A 16,518-nucleotide genomic window follows, 5' to 3' on the forward strand; every position below is an offset into this window, starting at 1 on the left:
ACTATTTCACATAGCAACTATTCAGCCGTCACCTACACTTACGGAACGCGGCGAGAAGTCATGCAGTGCAAGGAAGATCGGTGGAGACGAATCGGAGCGTACTAAAATACGTACGTGAGGATTCAGCTTCGCCGGGCTGACGCAGCAATGCGTTGCTTATCGCCGTGCCCCTCGTGAGCACCTGAATAGTTATTTCACATCATAATCGGCGTCCACCGTTTTGTCACCCGGCGGTTGATCCGTCTGCTGGCCCGCGTCGGCGCTTGAAGCCTGCCGATACATCTCCGCCGTCAGCGCGTGCAGCGGCTCGGTTAAAGCCTCAAGCTTTTGCTTGATGGCCTCTATATCAGTGCCGGAAAGCGCCTCTTTAAGTTCGCCGACCGCCTTTTCAAGCCGTTCGATCTTTTCCTTGTCGGCCTTGTCGCGGAAGTCCTTGATTACCTTCTCCGCCTGGTATACCATTGACTCTGCCTGATTTCTGGTATCGACTTCTTCCTTCCGTTTCCTGTCTTCCGCGGAGTGCTGCTCGGCGTCCCGTACCATCTGCTGGATATCTTCTTCCTTCAGCCTGGTGGAACCGGTGATGGTAATACTCTGCGCTTTTCCCGTGCCCATGTCTTTCGCCGAGACGTTAACGATACCGTTCACGTCTATATCGAAGGTCACTTCAATCTGGGGCACCCCGCGCGGCGCTGGTGGGATACCGTCCAGGTGGAATCTGCCGAGTGTCTTGTTGCCCGACGCCATCTGGCGCTCCCCTTGCAGCACATGAACCTCCACCGACGGCTGGTTGTCCGCCGCTGTGGTGAACACCTGGCTCTTCCGGGTCGGGATGGTGGTATTACGCTCGATGATCCTGGTGAATACCCCGCCCAGGGTCTCAATGCCCAGCGACAGCGGTGTCACGTCGAGAAGGACGATGTCCCGCACTTCGCCGCCGAGCACACCGCCCTGGATCGCGGCGCCGATCGCCACACACTCGTCCGGGTTGATCCCCTTGTGCGGCTCCTTTCCGAATAAACGGCGGACCGCCTCCTGGACTGAAGGCATTCTGGTGGCGCCGCCGACCATCAAAACCTTGTTGATTTTCTCGGGACCAAAACCGGCGTCCTTCAGCGCCTGACGGGTCGGACCCATCGTTTTTTCCACCAGATCGGCGGTCAGCTCGTCGAACTTAGCCCTTGTTATATTGATATCAAGGTGCTTGGGACCGGATGCGTCAGCGGTGATGAACGGCAGATTAATATTCGTTGAAGTAACCCCGGAAAGCTCCACCTTGGCCTTTTCCGCCGCTTCCGTAAGCCGCTGCAGCGCCATCCGGTCGGCGGCGAGGTTAATCCCGTAGTTTTTCTTGAACTCCGCAACCATGTAGTCCACCACACGCTGGTCGAAGTCGTCGCCGCCCAGCCGGTTGTTGCCGCTGGTGGCCTTAACCTCAAAAACCCCGTCACCGATCTCAAGGATGGAAACGTCGAACGTGCCTCCACCCAGGTCGAAGACGAGGATAATCTGTGTTTCTTCTTTATCCAGGCCGTAAGCCAGCGCCGCCGCCGTGGGTTCGTTAATGATCCGCAGCACTTCCAGTCCCGCGATTCTCCCCGCGTCTTTGGTCGCCTGACGCTGCGCGTCATCGAAATACGCCGGTACGGTGATTACCGCCTGGGTTATTTTTTCTCCGAGGTAAGCCTCGGCATCCGACTTCATTTTCTGCAAAATAAATGCGGATATCTGCTGCGGGGTGTATTCCTTATCATCAATCTTCACCTTGTGATTCGACCCCATATACCGCTTAATCGACGCGACGGTACGTTCCGTGTTTGCAACGGCCTGACGTTTTGCCACCTGTCCTACCAGTAGTTCACCCGTTTTGGAAAACGCCGCCACAGACGGTGTCGTCCGTCCACCTTCAGCGTTCGGGATGATTACTGATTCTCCGGCTTCCATAATGGCCATACATGAGTTTGTCGTACCCAGATCGACACCGATGATTTTTCCCATCTTCCCGTCATCCTCCTACAATTAGTTTTCTTAATCATTCAGTAAACCCCCACGGAGCAAGGGCGATAAGCAGCTTTTAGTTGCAGCCTCGTTCCGCGATTCTTCCGTGTTTTAAAATTGACGGCAATCTGCAAGCATATGTGGTTTACTGAACATTCACTTGGTTTTACCTGACCACCTTAACCAGTGCCGGTCTCAAAACCTTGCCGCGAAAGACATAACCCCGCCGGAATTCTTCCACAACGGTATTCTCGGGTCCCTCTCCGGCCTCTTCGAAGGCTACCGCCTCGTGTCGCGTTGGGTCGAACACGTCACCTACCGTGGGGATTACTTCCAGGCCCTCCCGGGTTAAAGTCTCACTAAGCCGGCGGTGAATCATCTCCAGGCCGGCTAAAAAATCCTCAATTTTATCCCCGGGGGATTTAAGCGCCCGTTCAAAATCGTCAAGGACCGGCAGAAGCGCCGCCACCAACGCCTCTCCGGCGAGATGGAGAAACTCCTCCCGCTCTTTATTGACCCGCCGTCTGAGGTTTTCAAAATCAGCCCGGAGCCTCAGAAGCTGCTGGTAGTACTCCTGTGCCTTGTTTTCAGTCACCCCGAGAGCCCCTTCGAGTTCCTCGATCCGCTGCTCCGGGGAAACCGCCAGGGTCTTTGTAATGCCGTCGGCTTTTCTTTCCGGTTCGTCAGCCGCTATGGACAGGTCAGATTCGCCGTTATGTCTCTCCTGCCTACCTTTATCCTGCTCCGCCATCTTTAACGGAATCCCTGCCTTCCTGTTTATCTTCACGCTTCCTTATGATCGTATCGATCCGTAAAATCGCCTCCGCTATCTCCCCCGCGGCTTTCAGGGCGTGTATCTTAACCGGCGTCGGATCCAATACTTCGTCCTTGATCATATCCTTGACCTCACCGGTGTCGCAGTCTATCCCCAGGGTGTTCTTCCGACGCGCCACCTGTGCGGCAAAAACATCCCCTGCCTTCTCGAGGGGGTTAAAACCCGCGTTCGCAACAATCTGCGCCAGCGGACGCTTAAGCGCCTCTACCACGCAGTCTACGCCATACGCTGCCATTCCTTTGATGCGGCCCCGCATCTTTTCGACTTCACGCGCCACGGCCAGTTCAAGGGCGCCGCCCCCCGGAACCACACCACCCTTAACGGCCGCCTGCACCGCCGCCGCCGCGTCTTTGGCGATGCGCTCCCGCTCTCCGACCACTTCCGCGGTCGCGGCGCCGACGACTATCGTGGCCATGGGTTTGCCCCCGCCGGAATGGATCCAGACCTGTTCCAGTTTTTCGTTGTTGTTAACGGCCCCGGCGCTTCCGAGATACTTTTTAAGTTCCGAAACATCCCTGGCCAGACCGGTTCGTTTGATCATCCTGGCGCCGGTGTGCTCGGCCGCCCGCCGCAGTTCTTTCTGCAGCACGCGCTGTACCACCATCACATTGGCGTCGGTTAGTTTCTCTTCCGCAATATCCGAAACTCCGCGGTCGACCAGTACAAGCCCGACCCCCATGGCCTTTATTTTATCAATATTCAGTTTGAACTCTTCCTGCAAAGCCAGGAACCGGTTGAAACCGGATTCCGTTCCCAGCGCTTCCTCTTCTACCTCCTCGGGTTCCAGGGCGTCGTCTATCACCATAACCTTAACGCCCGTAAGATGCTCCGGCATCTGCCGGTTTATCCGCTCTTTGCCGATTATCACGCCGTCGAAAACCTGATTCTCGGCGCCTTCCTCGGCGACAACTATATCCGCGAGTTTAAACGCGGGCTTCATCAGTTCGTCCCGTCCTACAAGTCGGGCCGCGGTAACGACCAGGTCGGAAATGTCGGAATGTCCCCGCCCGGCGATAAGCGCCACCGAATTCAGCCGCAGGTCGTCAAGTCCGCTTAGGATGACGGACTGCTGCCGCATCGTTTCCACGGCCAGGTTTATTCCCTGCCGCATGCCCTCGATCACCTTTGCGACAGGCACTCCCTTAATCACCTGCTCCAGTCCGTTTCCGACCATAGAGCCCGCCATAACCGTGGTGGTGGTGGTGCCGTCGCCAACTTCCTCCTCCTGGGCTTTGGCGATGTTAATAACCATCTTCGCCGCCGGGTGGGTGGCCTCCATATTGGTCAGAATGGTCACTCCGTCGTTGGTGATTACGACCTCCCCAAATCGGTCGACCAGCATCGTATCGAGGCCCTTCGGCCCCAGGGTCCCTTCCACGGCGGAGGCTATTGCCCTAACGGCGTTAGTGTTGGAGATGAGCGCTGCAAGGCGCTCATTAATTTCGGAACCGTTTGTAGACTGTTGTTTTAAGCTCACTGGGACGTTTCCTCCTGCATACCTTCTACCTTCTTACTACTCATTCCCTACCTGCCGAAGATTTTATCCAGTTCCTCGGAAAGATTCTCAGCCGCGTAACGCAGCAATCCCACCACCCGCGCGTAGCGCATCCTGGTAGGGCCCAGGACCGCCAGCACACCGCCGATCCTCCCGCCTATCTGGTAGTCCGTAGTCACCAAACTTAACTCGCTTATATCCTCGCGGTTAAACTCGCGGCCAATACGGATGTCGATTCCTTTTCGACTGCTTCCGGCCGTTAAAAGACCGCACAAGAATTCGTCCTGCTCCAGCAGCCCCATCAGCGTCCTGAGGCGTTCCACATTCTTGAACTCCGGCTGGTTGAGGATGCTGTGAATCCCACCGCGGTAAACATAATCCTCCTTGGTGGTAAGACTCTCATGAATGAACTCGAATGCCAGATCAAGCACATCCCTGTACCGCGATAGTTCCGCATAGATCTCCTTGAGGATCGTGAATTTAATATCTTTAACCGTGAGACCTTTAAGGTTCGCGTTAATAACCCCGGAAATACTCTCTAAATCGTACGACGTAATCCCGTCAGGGACCGGTATCACCCGGTGCAAAACCTCGCCCGACGCTAAAACCACCAGAACCATAGTCTGACCGGGTCCAAAATGCACGAGTTGAACATGCCGGTATACACCCTTTCCGCAGGGTGATACTGCAAGTGCGGCGCAACTGGTCAACTGCGCTATTATGGATCCGGTCTGTTTTATTACCGTAGCGATCTCCTGTGCCTTTGTCTGGATATGCGCCGTTACAAGCTCTTTCTCCTCACCGCACGGCTCCTCCGGTTGCATCAGGTTATCGACGTAATACCGGTATCCCCGTTCCGAAGGTATTCGTCCGGCAGAAGTGTGAGGCTGCTCAAGGTACCCCATTTCTTCTAGGTCGGCCATTTCATTCCTGATCGTGGCAGGGCTTAAACCCAGACCGTGCTTTCTGGCGATCGTCCTTGACCCGACCGGCTCCGCCGCATCGATAAAATCTTCTATTAACGCCGCAAGGATGCGCTCCTGTCTATTATTAAGCATAGACCTCACCCTTTATTAGCACTCTCATCTATCGAGTGCTAAAGCTTTAATATAAAATTAACAGTTAGATCTCGCGTTGTCAAGTCTCATTCTCCAGAATATGTCACACTCGGGCGTCACAACACTCTTCTAAACGAATGCCGCAAAAACCACGTTTGCGACAGGCAGCGCCTCCCTGGTCAAGCGCAGGGAGTCGCCCTCCCGGCGTAAAAGGCCCTGGGTGAAAAGCTTCTCTATTACCGGACCGTAGACCTTCTCAGGCCCGCGGCCGAAACGTTCCTTAAAACGCGCGCATGACACGCCTGCAATCTCCCGCAGTCCCAAAAACATGGCTTCCGACATCTCTTCCTTCACGGACAGGCGGGTTTCTCCGGTTGCAGGCAGCCCGTTACGGTCTAGAATCTCACAGTATTTTTTAAGATCTTCGACATTCGACCAGCGGGTACCGTTTATACAGGAATGAGCCGCCGGGCCGAACCCCAGGTACGGTTCACCCTCCCAGTAAAGCCTGTTATGACGGGATGACCGGTCGGAAAGGGCAAAGTTCGAAATCTCGTAATGCTCGTAACCCCTGGCGCATAAAAGGTCGATGGCCGTAAAATACATTTTTCGCTCGTCTTCTTCGGGGCATGGACTTACCGTACCCGCCGCCACCTCCCGGCCGAGCGGGGTTTTATGATGGATCTCCAGGCCGTACGCAGAGATGTGCTCCGGACTTAGCGCCGTTGCTTCTTCGAGGCTTTTCTCCCAAATGCGAATACTTTGACCGGGAATTCCGAATATAAGATCGAGATTAATATTATCGAAACCGGCAGCGCGGCCGGCTTCCACCGTCTTCGCCACGTCTTCGGGCGTGTGACGCCTGCCTAGGAACCGCAGCAACTCTTGCTCGCCGGTCTGCATACCGATACTCAAGCGGTTCACTCCCTCGCCGCGGAGCAGTTCGAGCAAATCTCCCCCTGCAGTCCCCGGGTTTGCTTCCACCGTTATTTCGGCTTGCGGCAGAACCATAAAATTACGCCGGATAACGGCGAGGATGCCGCATAAAACCGTTCCCGGAAGACAGGTGGGCGTTCCGCCCCCGAAGTAGATGCTGCCGACAACGTTGTGCGACCGAAATTCTTTACTACGCAGGATTATTTCCTGTTCCACCGCGGCGGCGTAACGTTCCGCCGCTTCTTCGGTATAAATGTACGAGATAAAATCACAGTAAGAACACTTCGAAAGGCAAAACGGTACGTGGATATAAAGACCCGCCGCCCTCACTGGTCGTCGACCCGCAGTACCGCCAGGAAGGCCTCCTGCGGTATCTCGATATTGCCGACCTGTTTCATGCGTTTCTTGCCTTCCTTTTGTTTTTCGAGGAGCTTCCGCTTCCGTGTGATGTCGCCGCCGTAACATTTCGCCAGAACGTCTTTTCTCAAAGCCCTGATGGTTTCCCTGGCGATAACCCTGCTGCCTATCGCGGCCTGGATGGGGATCTCAAAAAGGTGTCTTGGGATAAGCCCCCGGAGGCGCTCAACCAGTTGTCGCCCGAGGTAATAAGCCCGGTCCTTATGAACGATCGAGGAAAGGGCGTCCACCAGTTCACCGCCGACGAAGATATCAAGCCTGACCACTTCGGACTCGCGGAAACAGTAAAACTCGTAATCGAAGGAGGCGTACCCGCGGCTGACGGATTTCAGACGATCAAAGAAATCGTAAATAATTTCCGCCAGTGGAAGTTCATATGTAAGGATAACCCGGTTTTCGCTGACGTACTCCATGTTCTTGAAGGCGCCGCGACGCTCGTTACAAAGTTCCATCACCGGGCCGATATACTCTTTGGGAAGCATGGTGGTCGCCTTAACCACCGGTTCTTCGATACAGGTTATCTCGCCGGTGGGCGGCAGTTTGGCCGGGTTTTCCACCTCCACCACGGCGCCGTCCACTCTTATCACCCGGTATACTACGTTAGGCGCCGTGGTTATAAGGTTTAACCCGTATTCACGTTCAAGACGTTCCTGCACCACTTCCATGTGCAGCAGTCCCAGAAAGCCGCATCGGAAACCAAACGCCAGGGCGGCTGAAGTCTCGGGTTCGTATTGGAAGGCCGCATCGTTAAGGCGCAGTTTGTCAAGCGCGTCCCGCAGCCGTCCGAAATCCGCCGTTTCTACCGGGTAAAGCCCGCAAAAGACCATCGGTTGAACGGGTCTGTATCCGGGGAGGGCCTTTGCCGCCGGATTCCTTGCCTCCGTAACCGTATCCCCGACCCGGCAGTCCTGAACATTTTTAATCTGTCCGACAATAAAGCCCACCTCGCCGGTTTCCAGTATTTTTACCGGGGTAAGCTGCGGCTTGAATATCCCCACCTCGGATATCTCGTATTCCTTTCCCGTGGCCATCATCCGGACGATCATCCCGGGCCGAACAGCCCCGTCAACCGCACGGATGTATGCGATTACGCCCTTGTAGGAATCGTAGTGCGAATCGAAGATCAGCGCCCTTAAAGGTCCTGCCGGTTCTCCGCCGGGAGGCGGTATGTCGCTGACGATCCGTTCCAAAACGTTTTCGATCCCGGTACCCAGTTTTGCCGACACTATTACCGCTTCATCGCCCGAAATCCCGAGCGCCGTTTCAATCTCCCTGCGCACCAACTCCGGATCGGCGCTCGGCAAATCCACCTTATTAATCACCGGTATTATCGCCAGGTCGTGGTCCAGCGCCAGGTAAGTATTTGCCAGAGTCTGCGCCTCTATTCCCTGAGCTGCGTCGATAACAAGAAGAACCCCCTCACACGCCGCCAGGCTGCGGGAAACCTCATAGGAAAAGTCCACATGCCCCGGAGTGTCGATGAGGTTAAGCTGGTACTCCTCGCCGTCCTTTGCCTTGTAGGGAATGCGCACCGCCTGCGCCTTTATGGTTATTCCCCGCTCGCGTTCTATATCCATGCGGTCTAGCACCTGCTCGGTCATTTCCCTCGGTTGGATCGCCCCTGTATACTCCAGCAGCCGGTCAGCCAGAGTTGACTTTCCGTGGTCTATGTGGGCGATGATACAAAAATTGCGGATTCTTTTCTGGATCACGTGCCGTCCCCCATTTTGAACTCAAAAAGGGATCACTCAGCATCAGCCTCTGTTTTCCCCAATGTTCCTAAATTATATCATATTTCACATGAACCCAGGCGATTGTTGCGACACACATTAATCATATAGCAAAAACCTACGTCTCAGCCGTCCGGGGTCGACAATTTCACGAAGACCGTGAAAAAGCCCGGCCTTCTCTCCCCCCCGGACAGCTGTTTAAGCGCCTGGCGAAGTCGGAGACAGGGTTTTTATCGTTCCGCGCCGCTTTCGAGCGGTCCGATCCCTAGGATATCCCCGTAACGCCCTAACCATATAGCCGCCTCATTCCCGGCATCATCCGGGAGTACGGGAACCTTGAATTCGAAAGATGCATTCAGGAGCTTTACGCGACAGGAATGCCCGGGCAAACAGGCGAGGGAAACCGCCTGTATCTCTCTGCCCGGACCAAGGGTATGATTAAGCACCGTCAGGCAATGGGTCACGCCCACGGCAACGATGCATAACCAGGTCATCAGAATAACGGTATATCTTGCGACCATTTTAAACCTCCGGAACTATTATTATCCCGGAGGGCCGGAATTATCCTTTTTATGGTCGTTATCCTCCAGCACTACATCCGCCAGAACATTTGCCAGCAGCGCCGCCGCCGCTTCCGCTTCCTCCAAGGTGTTGTTCACCCCGCCTATCTCAAGCACAAGCAGCCTGGGACTCAGAAACTGGTTATAACGTCCTTCCTTGACCCTTACCCCGCGGCACAAACCCGGATAAAACGCATCCGCGCGTTCCGCAATCCGTTTTGCAAAAGCGAGGTTTTGCCGCCATCCGGGAAAGGGCTGCCGCGCGTCCGAGCCTACGACGATCAACACCTGCGCCACACGACTGCCTCCCACGTCCACGGTGGCCATACTCCTGGGAAGCTTCGAATCACGGTGAACATCGAAAAAGGCATCAATCTGAGGGTTATCGTAGAGCATCGCTCTTACGGTTTTTTCCGACTCCAGATAAGAGGTGGCATAAGAAGCATCGTGTATCATGTCCGAACATAGAACTGACACACCCCGCTCCCGCAGGCCGTTTCCAAGCGCTGCCGCCGCCTTGAACACCCCGCCCCTCCCTTTTACCCTTTCGACTCCGTCGGTCAAGGCGTATGTCTCCGCGGTGTGCGTATTATAAATCGCCACCAGCGGTGGAGGCGCCGACGGTGCAGCTTCTCTGACTTCCGGAAGGGCAGGGGGCAAAGACGATACCGCAGGCACAGCAAGAGGCGCGCTCACAACAGGCAGCGCGGAACGGATGAGACCTTTTTTTGTCAGCTCGACCTGTGACGCGAACCTGCCCGCGCCGGCCAGGAGCAACGAGGCGCCGGTCGGTTTTTTATCGGGCTGCGGCATCAGGCAGGATTCCATTATTTTTCTCGGGCCGGCGATGCGTAATATCATATCCGCCCCCTTGGCCCAGGACAACGAACAAATCCAGAGCACAAAAAACAAGACCATGGTTGCTAAAATCCGGCGCGACATAGACAGGCCCCCCCGCGTTATACTTATGCCGTCGGGAGTGGGACAAGACCTCCAATGAAATAGTGCTGCTTTCGGTGGGCGCGACGATAAGCAACGCATTGCGCATTTCTTCTCGCCGCGTTCCGTATATGTTACAATACTGCTTCTAAATTCAAAGCTTACGGGTCCATATTTTCATGCTTCGTGGTGCCGCCACGGCAGCATGTGAAACTCCCTCAAAAATAAGCGTTCTTTCCGCTGGGCGCGACTACGCGACGATAAGCTCCGTATCACGCTACGTTCGCGAGCTGCCATTCCGCTCATTTTTCATTCTTCTGATGGAGCAGCCTTCGGCCCCGTGATTAACTCCAATGAAAAAAGAACGCTCCCTGAAGGAGCGCTCTCGTCTTTCGCTTCATTAAAGCCTTAACTCTGTTTCATTTAACCGTAAGCGATGTAATAACGCCGTTTTCCAGCCGGACTTCCACCATGTATCCTTTTGTTTCCGCCAGCGCCACTTCTTTACCCAGGATATCCTTCGCCACAACACCGTTCAACAGGCTGTAATTGTGCAAATAGCCGTTGACCTCCAATGCGACACGCCTGGTGTCTTCGTTAACGCTGCTGACCCGTCCGCTGAACGTTATATTCTGGTCGTCAAGGACCTCTATTTCCGTTACCCTGTGTTCCTCTACCGTAACCCGTACTTTGGCTCCGGGTATAATCTCTATCAGGTTGATCTCATCGCCGTTACGGAAGAAATGCGCGTCCCCCGTGACGTCGTAATCCAGTTCCAGACCGCCGATATCAAAAGATATGGACCGGGGTGAATCCGTCAGCATCGTAATCGTTCCTTCGAATTCCCCTTCCTCTTCGTCGATAACCTCTATATACGTTATTGTTTGTTCGTTGTTTAGCTCGAAAATAATATAGTCGCCGCGTTTCAATTCTTCTAGATCCATTACCCGGCCGTCCTTGACTATTTCCGCTTTTTCGTCCAGGTCGTAGCGTTTTTCCGTCCCGTTTATATGGATGGAGATTTCCTTCGTGTAATTATTAAGAACCATGCCGCTGTAACTCGTCACGGTCCCGGAGAGCACGTTAATTTGCAGCACGGTGTCTCCCGCCACCCAGAGGTCCGCCCGGTCTCCCGATTTAAGATCGCTGTACGGAATCTCTCGTATTATATTCCTTGTCACCTTGGTGTTCCCCGTAACCCGGTAATCACTTTTCACGCCCCTCGCTCTTAGAGTGAGCGAATTCGTGCCTACCCGGGTAATCGTTCCGCTGATCTGATTCAGTTCATGCAACTCTATTTGAAATACCCGGTTGTTTCCATCCATGCCGACTTTAACGTAAGCATCGGGCGCCAGGTCGGTATAGCCGACATTCTTTCCGTCTCTGATCAGCCTCGCATCGGGAAATACGTCATAAAACGACAGGTTTCCGGAGTCGTTTTGCAGGGTCAACCTTAACATCCCCTTTTCACCCTGCGCAAGGGAATAAACAATCCCCGATGTGGTGGCACCCGGTTCGCCGTACTCCCCCGGAGCGCAGGCATACAGGACGTGTCCCCGGCTGTCCACGATAAGCCTTACCCTTTCCCCCTCCACCAATGAGTTTAATTCAACCGCCTGGTTCCCGCGGTTCACCCGGTAATCCGCCGGAACAGCAACCGCACGTTCGCCTGTCAAATTGCTGACCGTGAGCATAAGCCCGGCGACACCGTTCGCCCTCCCGGTCAGCCGCGTCATCGGCGGCGGCGCGTTTACCCAACCGTCCTCAATAATTCTTTGCAGCATCGCGCACATCTGCGCGCGCGTGACATTCATCTGCGGCGCGAACAGGTTTCCCGGAAGGCCGCGCATAATACCTTTTTTAGCGACCGCTCCAACATGCCCCCGGTATTTTTCAGGAATGCTCGCGGCGTCGGTGAAGGACAAATCCGTTTCGGGAGACAGATTCAGCGCAAGGCATAATAATGATGCCGTTTCGTACCGGCAGGCTTTTCTTTCGGGGTCAAGATAAGGTAAACCCTCTTTGGTCAACATACCCTTTTGTACGGCGAGAGCAAGATATTCCTTCCCCCAGTATACTTTTGGGTTATAGCTTAATCCGGAAATATCCGTTTTCCCGGCCTCGTCACCGAGCCCGAGGGTGTTAAGTATCATTACCACCGCCTCAATGAATGTCACCGTGTTATCGGGCGCAAACTCCCCCCCCGGGTAACCGTGGACAATGTCGTAAGCGCTCATCTCGGTGATCGGCTGCTCCGCCCAATGTCCCTTAACGTCGCTAAACCCGGTCCCCGCCGCGGCCGTCACCGCGGGAACCAACAAAACCAGTGCTGAAAACACCAGTGCCAAGACCTTCCCGGTGATTTTCCCAGTCTGGCGCACTATTCCCACCCCTCCCACGCATTTCCTAATTTTTTCGACATTCCCGGGAAGAATCCTGCTATTATAAACCTTTCAATAGACAGAAAACGAATTACTCTGTGTATTAGTTAAACCTTATCCGGCAGACGAATAGAGGAGTTTTCCATAGGCGGCTGTGTCCGCTCCATCTGAAGAACAAAAATGGGGGAAATGGCAGCTCACAAACGCATCGTAATACGGAGTTTATCGCCGCACCCTGCGGAAGAACACTTGAGTAACCTACACGGAACGCGGCTAGAAGTGATGGGCAGTGCAAGCAAGACCGCCGGAGACGAACCGGGCAATTGGGAAATGAGACGTGGGAAGTTGGAAGTGGGATTCTCGAAGGAATTCGCTTATTAAGCGAATTTTCACAAGCATCTCACCTCTGACATCTCACTTCCCACCTCGCAGTTGGTAGCAATGCACTGCTTATCGTCGCGCCCTACGAAAGAATGCTTGTTATCAAGAGGTAAAAATAGATCCCCCTCCACCCGGCACGCCGGCCCGTTGAAGGGGGACGATTAAAGAAATTTCTGATGTTCCGGCGCAATTACCGCAACATCGTAGGTACAAACGCATCGATGAGGCCGATGACAAAGGCTGCAATCAGCGCCCCGATAATGCTTACACTCAATAACCCGGGGATCACGAACTGCGCCAAATAAATTACCACCGCGGCAGTTATAAACCCTACGAGACCGCGGCTTTGCGGCGAAATGCGCTCGCCCAGAAGCGATTCAGCGATATAACCGAGAATGGTGATTACCGCCGCAGCGATAAGCGCCCCAAGAATACCGCCTTTAACCACGAAGCCTGGAGATACCCAGCTCACGATCATCAGCACGATGGCTGAAACAACGAATCTGACGATTGCGCCGATCCACGTCTGACGTTCCACTATATCACCTCCTTCAACGCATTTGATGATATGATTGGCCAAAACAGGTAATATTATTCTTGTCCTGCGAAAAAACTATATTTTGCATACTATTCAACCCCGCGCCCGTCCGTTTACGGTTCGCTGTGAAAAAATTCACCCCTACGTAAACCGGTGCTTGCAATTAACTGTAAAGCCGTGTTAAAATGGCCGTTAGGAATATTAGTGGTATGTATGGCAAAAAATTTTGTGGGGAGGTGAGATATTGGCCAAAAAATCCTCGCTAAAGCGTTTGCGGCAGATTCAAAAGCAGACTCTCCGGAGCGCCGGCATGCGGTCCGCGTTGCGGACAGTCATCAAAAAATATAAGACAGCGCTGGTTTCCGGTCAGGAGGATATGGAGGGGAAATTGCGGAAAGCTTTACAGGCACTTGACAAGGCTTCCACAAAAGGCATCATTCACAAGAATACTGCAGCAAGAAAGAAATCCCGCTTGGTTAAAGAGTTTAACAAGAGTAGCTCAGCGGTTTAATCGACGTTTGCCTCATAAAGTAAACGTGTTTAGGACCCTGGAATTTGCTTCACTATTAAATGCCGCCAGCGGCACCGAATATGCCCGGTGGCTTTAAAATTTTTATGGGAACTTCCGTTTGTATATATTCAGATACTCCGGTGGGCGCAACGATAAGTAACGCATTGCTGCGTCAGCCGGGTGGAGCCGAATCTTCATGTACTTCTATGTACACTCCGGTTCGCCCCCACCCGGTCTTCATTGCACTGCATCACTTCTCGCCGCGTTCCGTCAATGTAATGTGGGCGGCTGAATAGTTACCCTAGTTATTTACTTTCCAAGACGGTATGCAGTGCCCCCTGACTTTTTCCCCAGGCTCAACAGCAGAAGACGTCGTTCCAGTCCCTCATAAAAATCTTCCCGGCTTGTTTTTGTCGACATGTCGACTTCAAGTAAGCTCCGGAACAGTGCTTCCAATTCCGTTCTCGGGAAGCGCAGCGCCTGTGCCGCGGACTTCTTCGCCACAAAAGGATGAACACCGCCGAGATCCCGGGGTGAGACCTCGCGGCCTTTTCCCGAAACAAGAATGTCCTGCGCAAGGATTATCAGGCGTAACTGCCGCGCCAGAAGTGAAAGAACGACACCCTGCGGTTCTTTTTCCAATAACGTCTTTATCTTCGCCAGTGCATCCGGGTAGCGCCGTTCCCCCAGGGCGTCCGTCGCCGCAAAGACCGTTTCTTCGATTGAAGGGTTCAATACCGCCGCCACGTCGCCGGCGGAGATAGCAGCCCTGTCCCCCGCGTAGGCAAGCACTTTTTCGACCTCATTATTTAAAAAGGTCAGATCGCGGCCACCCGACAGCAAGGCGCTGACGGCCGACGCTTCGAAGGTCTTTCCGACCTGTCGCGCTTTTTTTTGAAACCATTTCCTCAGGTCTTCAGGCGCAAGATGGATAAACTCCACCACCCTCCCGCGCGCCTCTACCAGTTTATAGACCTCTCTTCTTTTATCGACCGACCCGGCCGTACAGAAAATGAGGCAGGTGGCCTCCTCCGGCTGCCTCAGGTATGAAACTAATGATGAATGCTCTTTCGGCCGCCCGGATAAAAAATAGGGGGCGTTTCTTACGACCACCAGCCGGAAGTTCGAAAAAAGAGGTGGAGTGCCCGCGATCTCGGCGACTTCCGCTTCCGAAACTTCCTCACCGTCCAGCACCTCGAAATTGAAACTCGGCTCTTCCCCGACCAGTGCCGCCCCGAAACGCCTTACGGCCTCCCGCTGGAGGAAAACCTCCGGACCATGGAAAAGGTAGAGCGGCTTAATCTTTCCCTTTTCTAGCTCGGCAAGAAGATCCTTGAAATACTGCAATTGATTCATCTCCGTTATTCGCAAAAGACCCTAACCCGGACAAGCCGGATCCAAAATATTTTACCACAGAGGCACAGAGTTCGCAGAGAACAGACATGTCGAGATGAAAACAAAAACGAATACCCATATTTCTGTCTTTTCCCCTCCGTGTGCTCTGTGTCTCTGTGGTTAATTTTTCTTGCCATTTTGTGTTGATCTAGGCGTCAAAGCGCCTATTGAGCCGAAAAAAATTTTGTCTTTTTAACGTCGGCCGTCGCACGTCGGACCTTGTACCTGTGTTTCGCCCAACCGCAGCGCCACCGCTTCCACCTTACTCTTTATTGTAAGCTCCTTGTCCCGGCGCTCATCAATCTTGACCGTGGTAACCACCCGCTGAGCCCCTGCGTCAAATGGTATATCGTGCATACGCCGCGTCACCGCAAGGACTTCTTCCAGTTCCCCCTCCAGTATGGTACCCATGGCGGTTACCTCGTATTTCAGCCCGCTTTCTTTTACGACGCTCACGCAATCCGCCACATAACCGCTTACGCTCGCAGAACTCGTCCCGAGCGGCACCACTGAGACTTCTGCCACCACCATAAATAACACCCCGTTTCCTTGCATTTATTTCGCCTTATACTCCTTATTCCCTTTAGCATGTCGTAATTGACGAAGAAAATTGTTAACTATTTCCCGTAAAAAAAAGAGCGGTCTCAATACGTTCCGCTCTTTTATAACCGCGCTACGGATTAGCTGTTCTATGGTGCAGGGTACGGCGCCGGATTGCCGTCTTTATCCTCCCTCGGGCCTTTTATGGGCTTATCGGCTTCCTTTGTTCCCTCCCAGCTAATCGAGTAACCAAACCTTAGGTTCTTTACGTTGAAACCGTCAGCGCCCAGCACACCACAGGCCAACCCAGCCGTATGTGCAGTAAAGCAGTACACCAGGACTTCATTCTTGCCGCCGTTTGCAACGTGCGTTTCAAGGGCCTGACGCAGGGCCTTCATGTTGCTGTCCCTACCCATATCCTGAGCGGATGCTATAAAGATCGCTCCCGGGATGTGCCCGGCATCGTAATCTTTCCGGCCCCTTGTATCCAGCACGAGCGGGTCGTTGGCAATGTTGTCTCCGCCGTTGTGTCCCGTTCTATAGTCGCATAAGTCCCCGTCATCGTCGTCATCCAGAGCGGTTTTAAGGGCACTTGCCGTAACGAAGTTGGAATGAATGCTGGGTTCCTTCGCAGTAGGATCGTTTAATCCATTCAGGAATTTGTCCCCGTTATCATCCGTTATGGTGGCCGTGCTGGTATCCGCATCCCACGAAATGCTGGCCCCCAGCGCCTCTACAACGGCCCTGACCGGTATCAAGACCCTGCCTCCGAGAATAATCGGCGCCTGATCAAAGCTGATTTCT

At 53.9% G+C, this 16,518-nt stretch carries 14 protein-coding genes; 1 reads left to right on the top strand and 13 read right to left on the bottom strand.

Annotated features, from left to right (window positions below):
* Positions 1-189 precede the first annotated feature (189 nt).
* The 10 genes from dnaK to AB1500_11605 all read right to left on the bottom strand — a co-directional run bounded on the left by dnaK (position 190) and on the right by AB1500_11605 (position 13,268).
* Positions 190-1,998: a molecular chaperone DnaK gene (gene dnaK / locus AB1500_11560; GenBank protein ID MEW6183786.1), complete on the bottom strand. Its 1,809-nt coding sequence runs from the start codon at positions 1,996-1,998 to the stop codon at positions 190-192.
* 166 nt (positions 1,999-2,164) lie between these two features.
* Complete coding sequence (gene grpE / locus AB1500_11565; protein ID MEW6183787.1) at positions 2,165-2,749, bottom strand: nucleotide exchange factor GrpE; 585 nt, start codon at positions 2,747-2,749, stop codon at positions 2,165-2,167.
* Positions 2,733-4,310: a TCP-1/cpn60 chaperonin family protein gene (locus tag AB1500_11570; protein MEW6183788.1), complete on the bottom strand. Its 1,578-nt coding sequence runs from the start codon at positions 4,308-4,310 to the stop codon at positions 2,733-2,735. The genes grpE and AB1500_11570 overlap by 17 nt, the downstream gene beginning before the upstream one ends.
* A gap of 47 nt (positions 4,311-4,357) precedes the next feature.
* Positions 4,358-5,386, bottom strand: coding sequence for a heat-inducible transcriptional repressor HrcA (gene hrcA, locus AB1500_11575; protein MEW6183789.1), 1,029 nt, complete (start codon positions 5,384-5,386; stop codon positions 4,358-4,360).
* A 129-nt stretch (positions 5,387-5,515) separates the two neighbouring features.
* The gene (gene hemW / locus AB1500_11580) at positions 5,516-6,652 is read right to left on the bottom strand and encodes a radical SAM family heme chaperone HemW (GenBank protein ID MEW6183790.1); all 1,137 of its coding nucleotides are present in this window, start codon (positions 6,650-6,652) and stop codon (positions 5,516-5,518) included.
* Complete coding sequence (gene lepA, locus AB1500_11585; protein ID MEW6183791.1) at positions 6,649-8,451, bottom strand: translation elongation factor 4; 1,803 nt, start codon at positions 8,449-8,451, stop codon at positions 6,649-6,651. The genes hemW and lepA overlap by 4 nt, the downstream gene beginning before the upstream one ends.
* A gap of 248 nt (positions 8,452-8,699) precedes the next feature.
* Positions 8,700-8,990, bottom strand: a complete 291-nt coding sequence (locus AB1500_11590; protein ID MEW6183792.1) for a hypothetical protein — start codon at positions 8,988-8,990, stop codon at positions 8,700-8,702.
* Positions 8,991-9,011: 21 nt separating this feature from the next.
* Complete coding sequence (gene spoIIP / locus AB1500_11595; protein ID MEW6183793.1) at positions 9,012-9,971, bottom strand: stage II sporulation protein P; 960 nt, start codon at positions 9,969-9,971, stop codon at positions 9,012-9,014.
* Between the two features lie 416 nt (positions 9,972-10,387).
* A complete protein-coding gene (locus AB1500_11600; GenBank protein ID MEW6183794.1) occupies positions 10,388-12,349 on the bottom strand; it encodes an S-layer homology domain-containing protein in 1,962 nt (653 codons plus the stop codon).
* Positions 12,350-12,920: 571 nt separating this feature from the next.
* Positions 12,921-13,268 (bottom strand): phage holin family protein, encoded by a 348-nt coding sequence (locus tag AB1500_11605; protein ID MEW6183795.1) that lies wholly within the window; start codon positions 13,266-13,268, stop codon positions 12,921-12,923.
* A 244-nt stretch (positions 13,269-13,512) separates the two neighbouring features.
* Here AB1500_11605 and rpsT point away from each other — a divergent pair, with 244 nt between their 5' ends.
* Positions 13,513-13,779 carry a 30S ribosomal protein S20 gene (gene rpsT / locus AB1500_11610; GenBank protein ID MEW6183796.1) on the top strand — a complete coding sequence of 89 codons (267 nt, stop codon included), beginning with the start codon at positions 13,513-13,515 and terminating at the stop codon, positions 13,777-13,779.
* A gap of 309 nt (positions 13,780-14,088) precedes the next feature.
* On the opposite strand, the gene holA is transcribed toward rpsT, so the two are convergent.
* The 3 genes from holA to AB1500_11625 form a co-directional block, all read right to left on the bottom strand.
* Positions 14,089-15,126, bottom strand: coding sequence for a DNA polymerase III subunit delta (gene holA, locus AB1500_11615; protein ID MEW6183797.1), 1,038 nt, complete (start codon positions 15,124-15,126; stop codon positions 14,089-14,091).
* 240 nt (positions 15,127-15,366) lie between these two features.
* Positions 15,367-15,705: an MTH1187 family thiamine-binding protein gene (locus tag AB1500_11620; GenBank protein ID MEW6183798.1), complete on the bottom strand. Its 339-nt coding sequence runs from the start codon at positions 15,703-15,705 to the stop codon at positions 15,367-15,369.
* A gap of 158 nt (positions 15,706-15,863) precedes the next feature.
* Positions 15,864-16,518 (bottom strand): rhodanese-like domain-containing protein (locus tag AB1500_11625; GenBank protein ID MEW6183799.1); only part of this gene is annotated, 655 nt, incomplete at its 5' end.

Source organism: Bacillota bacterium (genome assembly GCA_040755295.1).
GTDB lineage: Bacteria > Bacillota > Desulfotomaculia > Desulfotomaculales > Ammonificaceae > SURF-55.

Bases quoted from the DNA above. Each gene is read 5' to 3' on its own strand.
- dnaK (MEW6183786.1), bottom strand. From the start codon at position 1,998: ATGGGAAAAATCATCGGTGTCGATCTGGGTACGACAAACTCATGTATG.
- grpE (MEW6183787.1), bottom strand. From the start codon at position 2,749: ATGGCGGAGCAGGATAAAGGTAGGCAGGAGAGACATAACGGCGAATCT.
- hrcA (MEW6183789.1), bottom strand. From the start codon at position 5,386: ATGCTTAATAATAGACAGGAGCGCATCCTTGCGGCGTTAATAGAAGAT.
- AB1500_11590 (MEW6183792.1), bottom strand. From the start codon at position 8,990: ATGGTCGCAAGATATACCGTTATTCTGATGACCTGGTTATGCATCGTT.
- spoIIP (MEW6183793.1), bottom strand. From the start codon at position 9,971: ATGTCGCGCCGGATTTTAGCAACCATGGTCTTGTTTTTTGTGCTCTGG.
- AB1500_11620 (MEW6183798.1), bottom strand. From the start codon at position 15,705: ATGGTGGTGGCAGAAGTCTCAGTGGTGCCGCTCGGGACGAGTTCTGCG.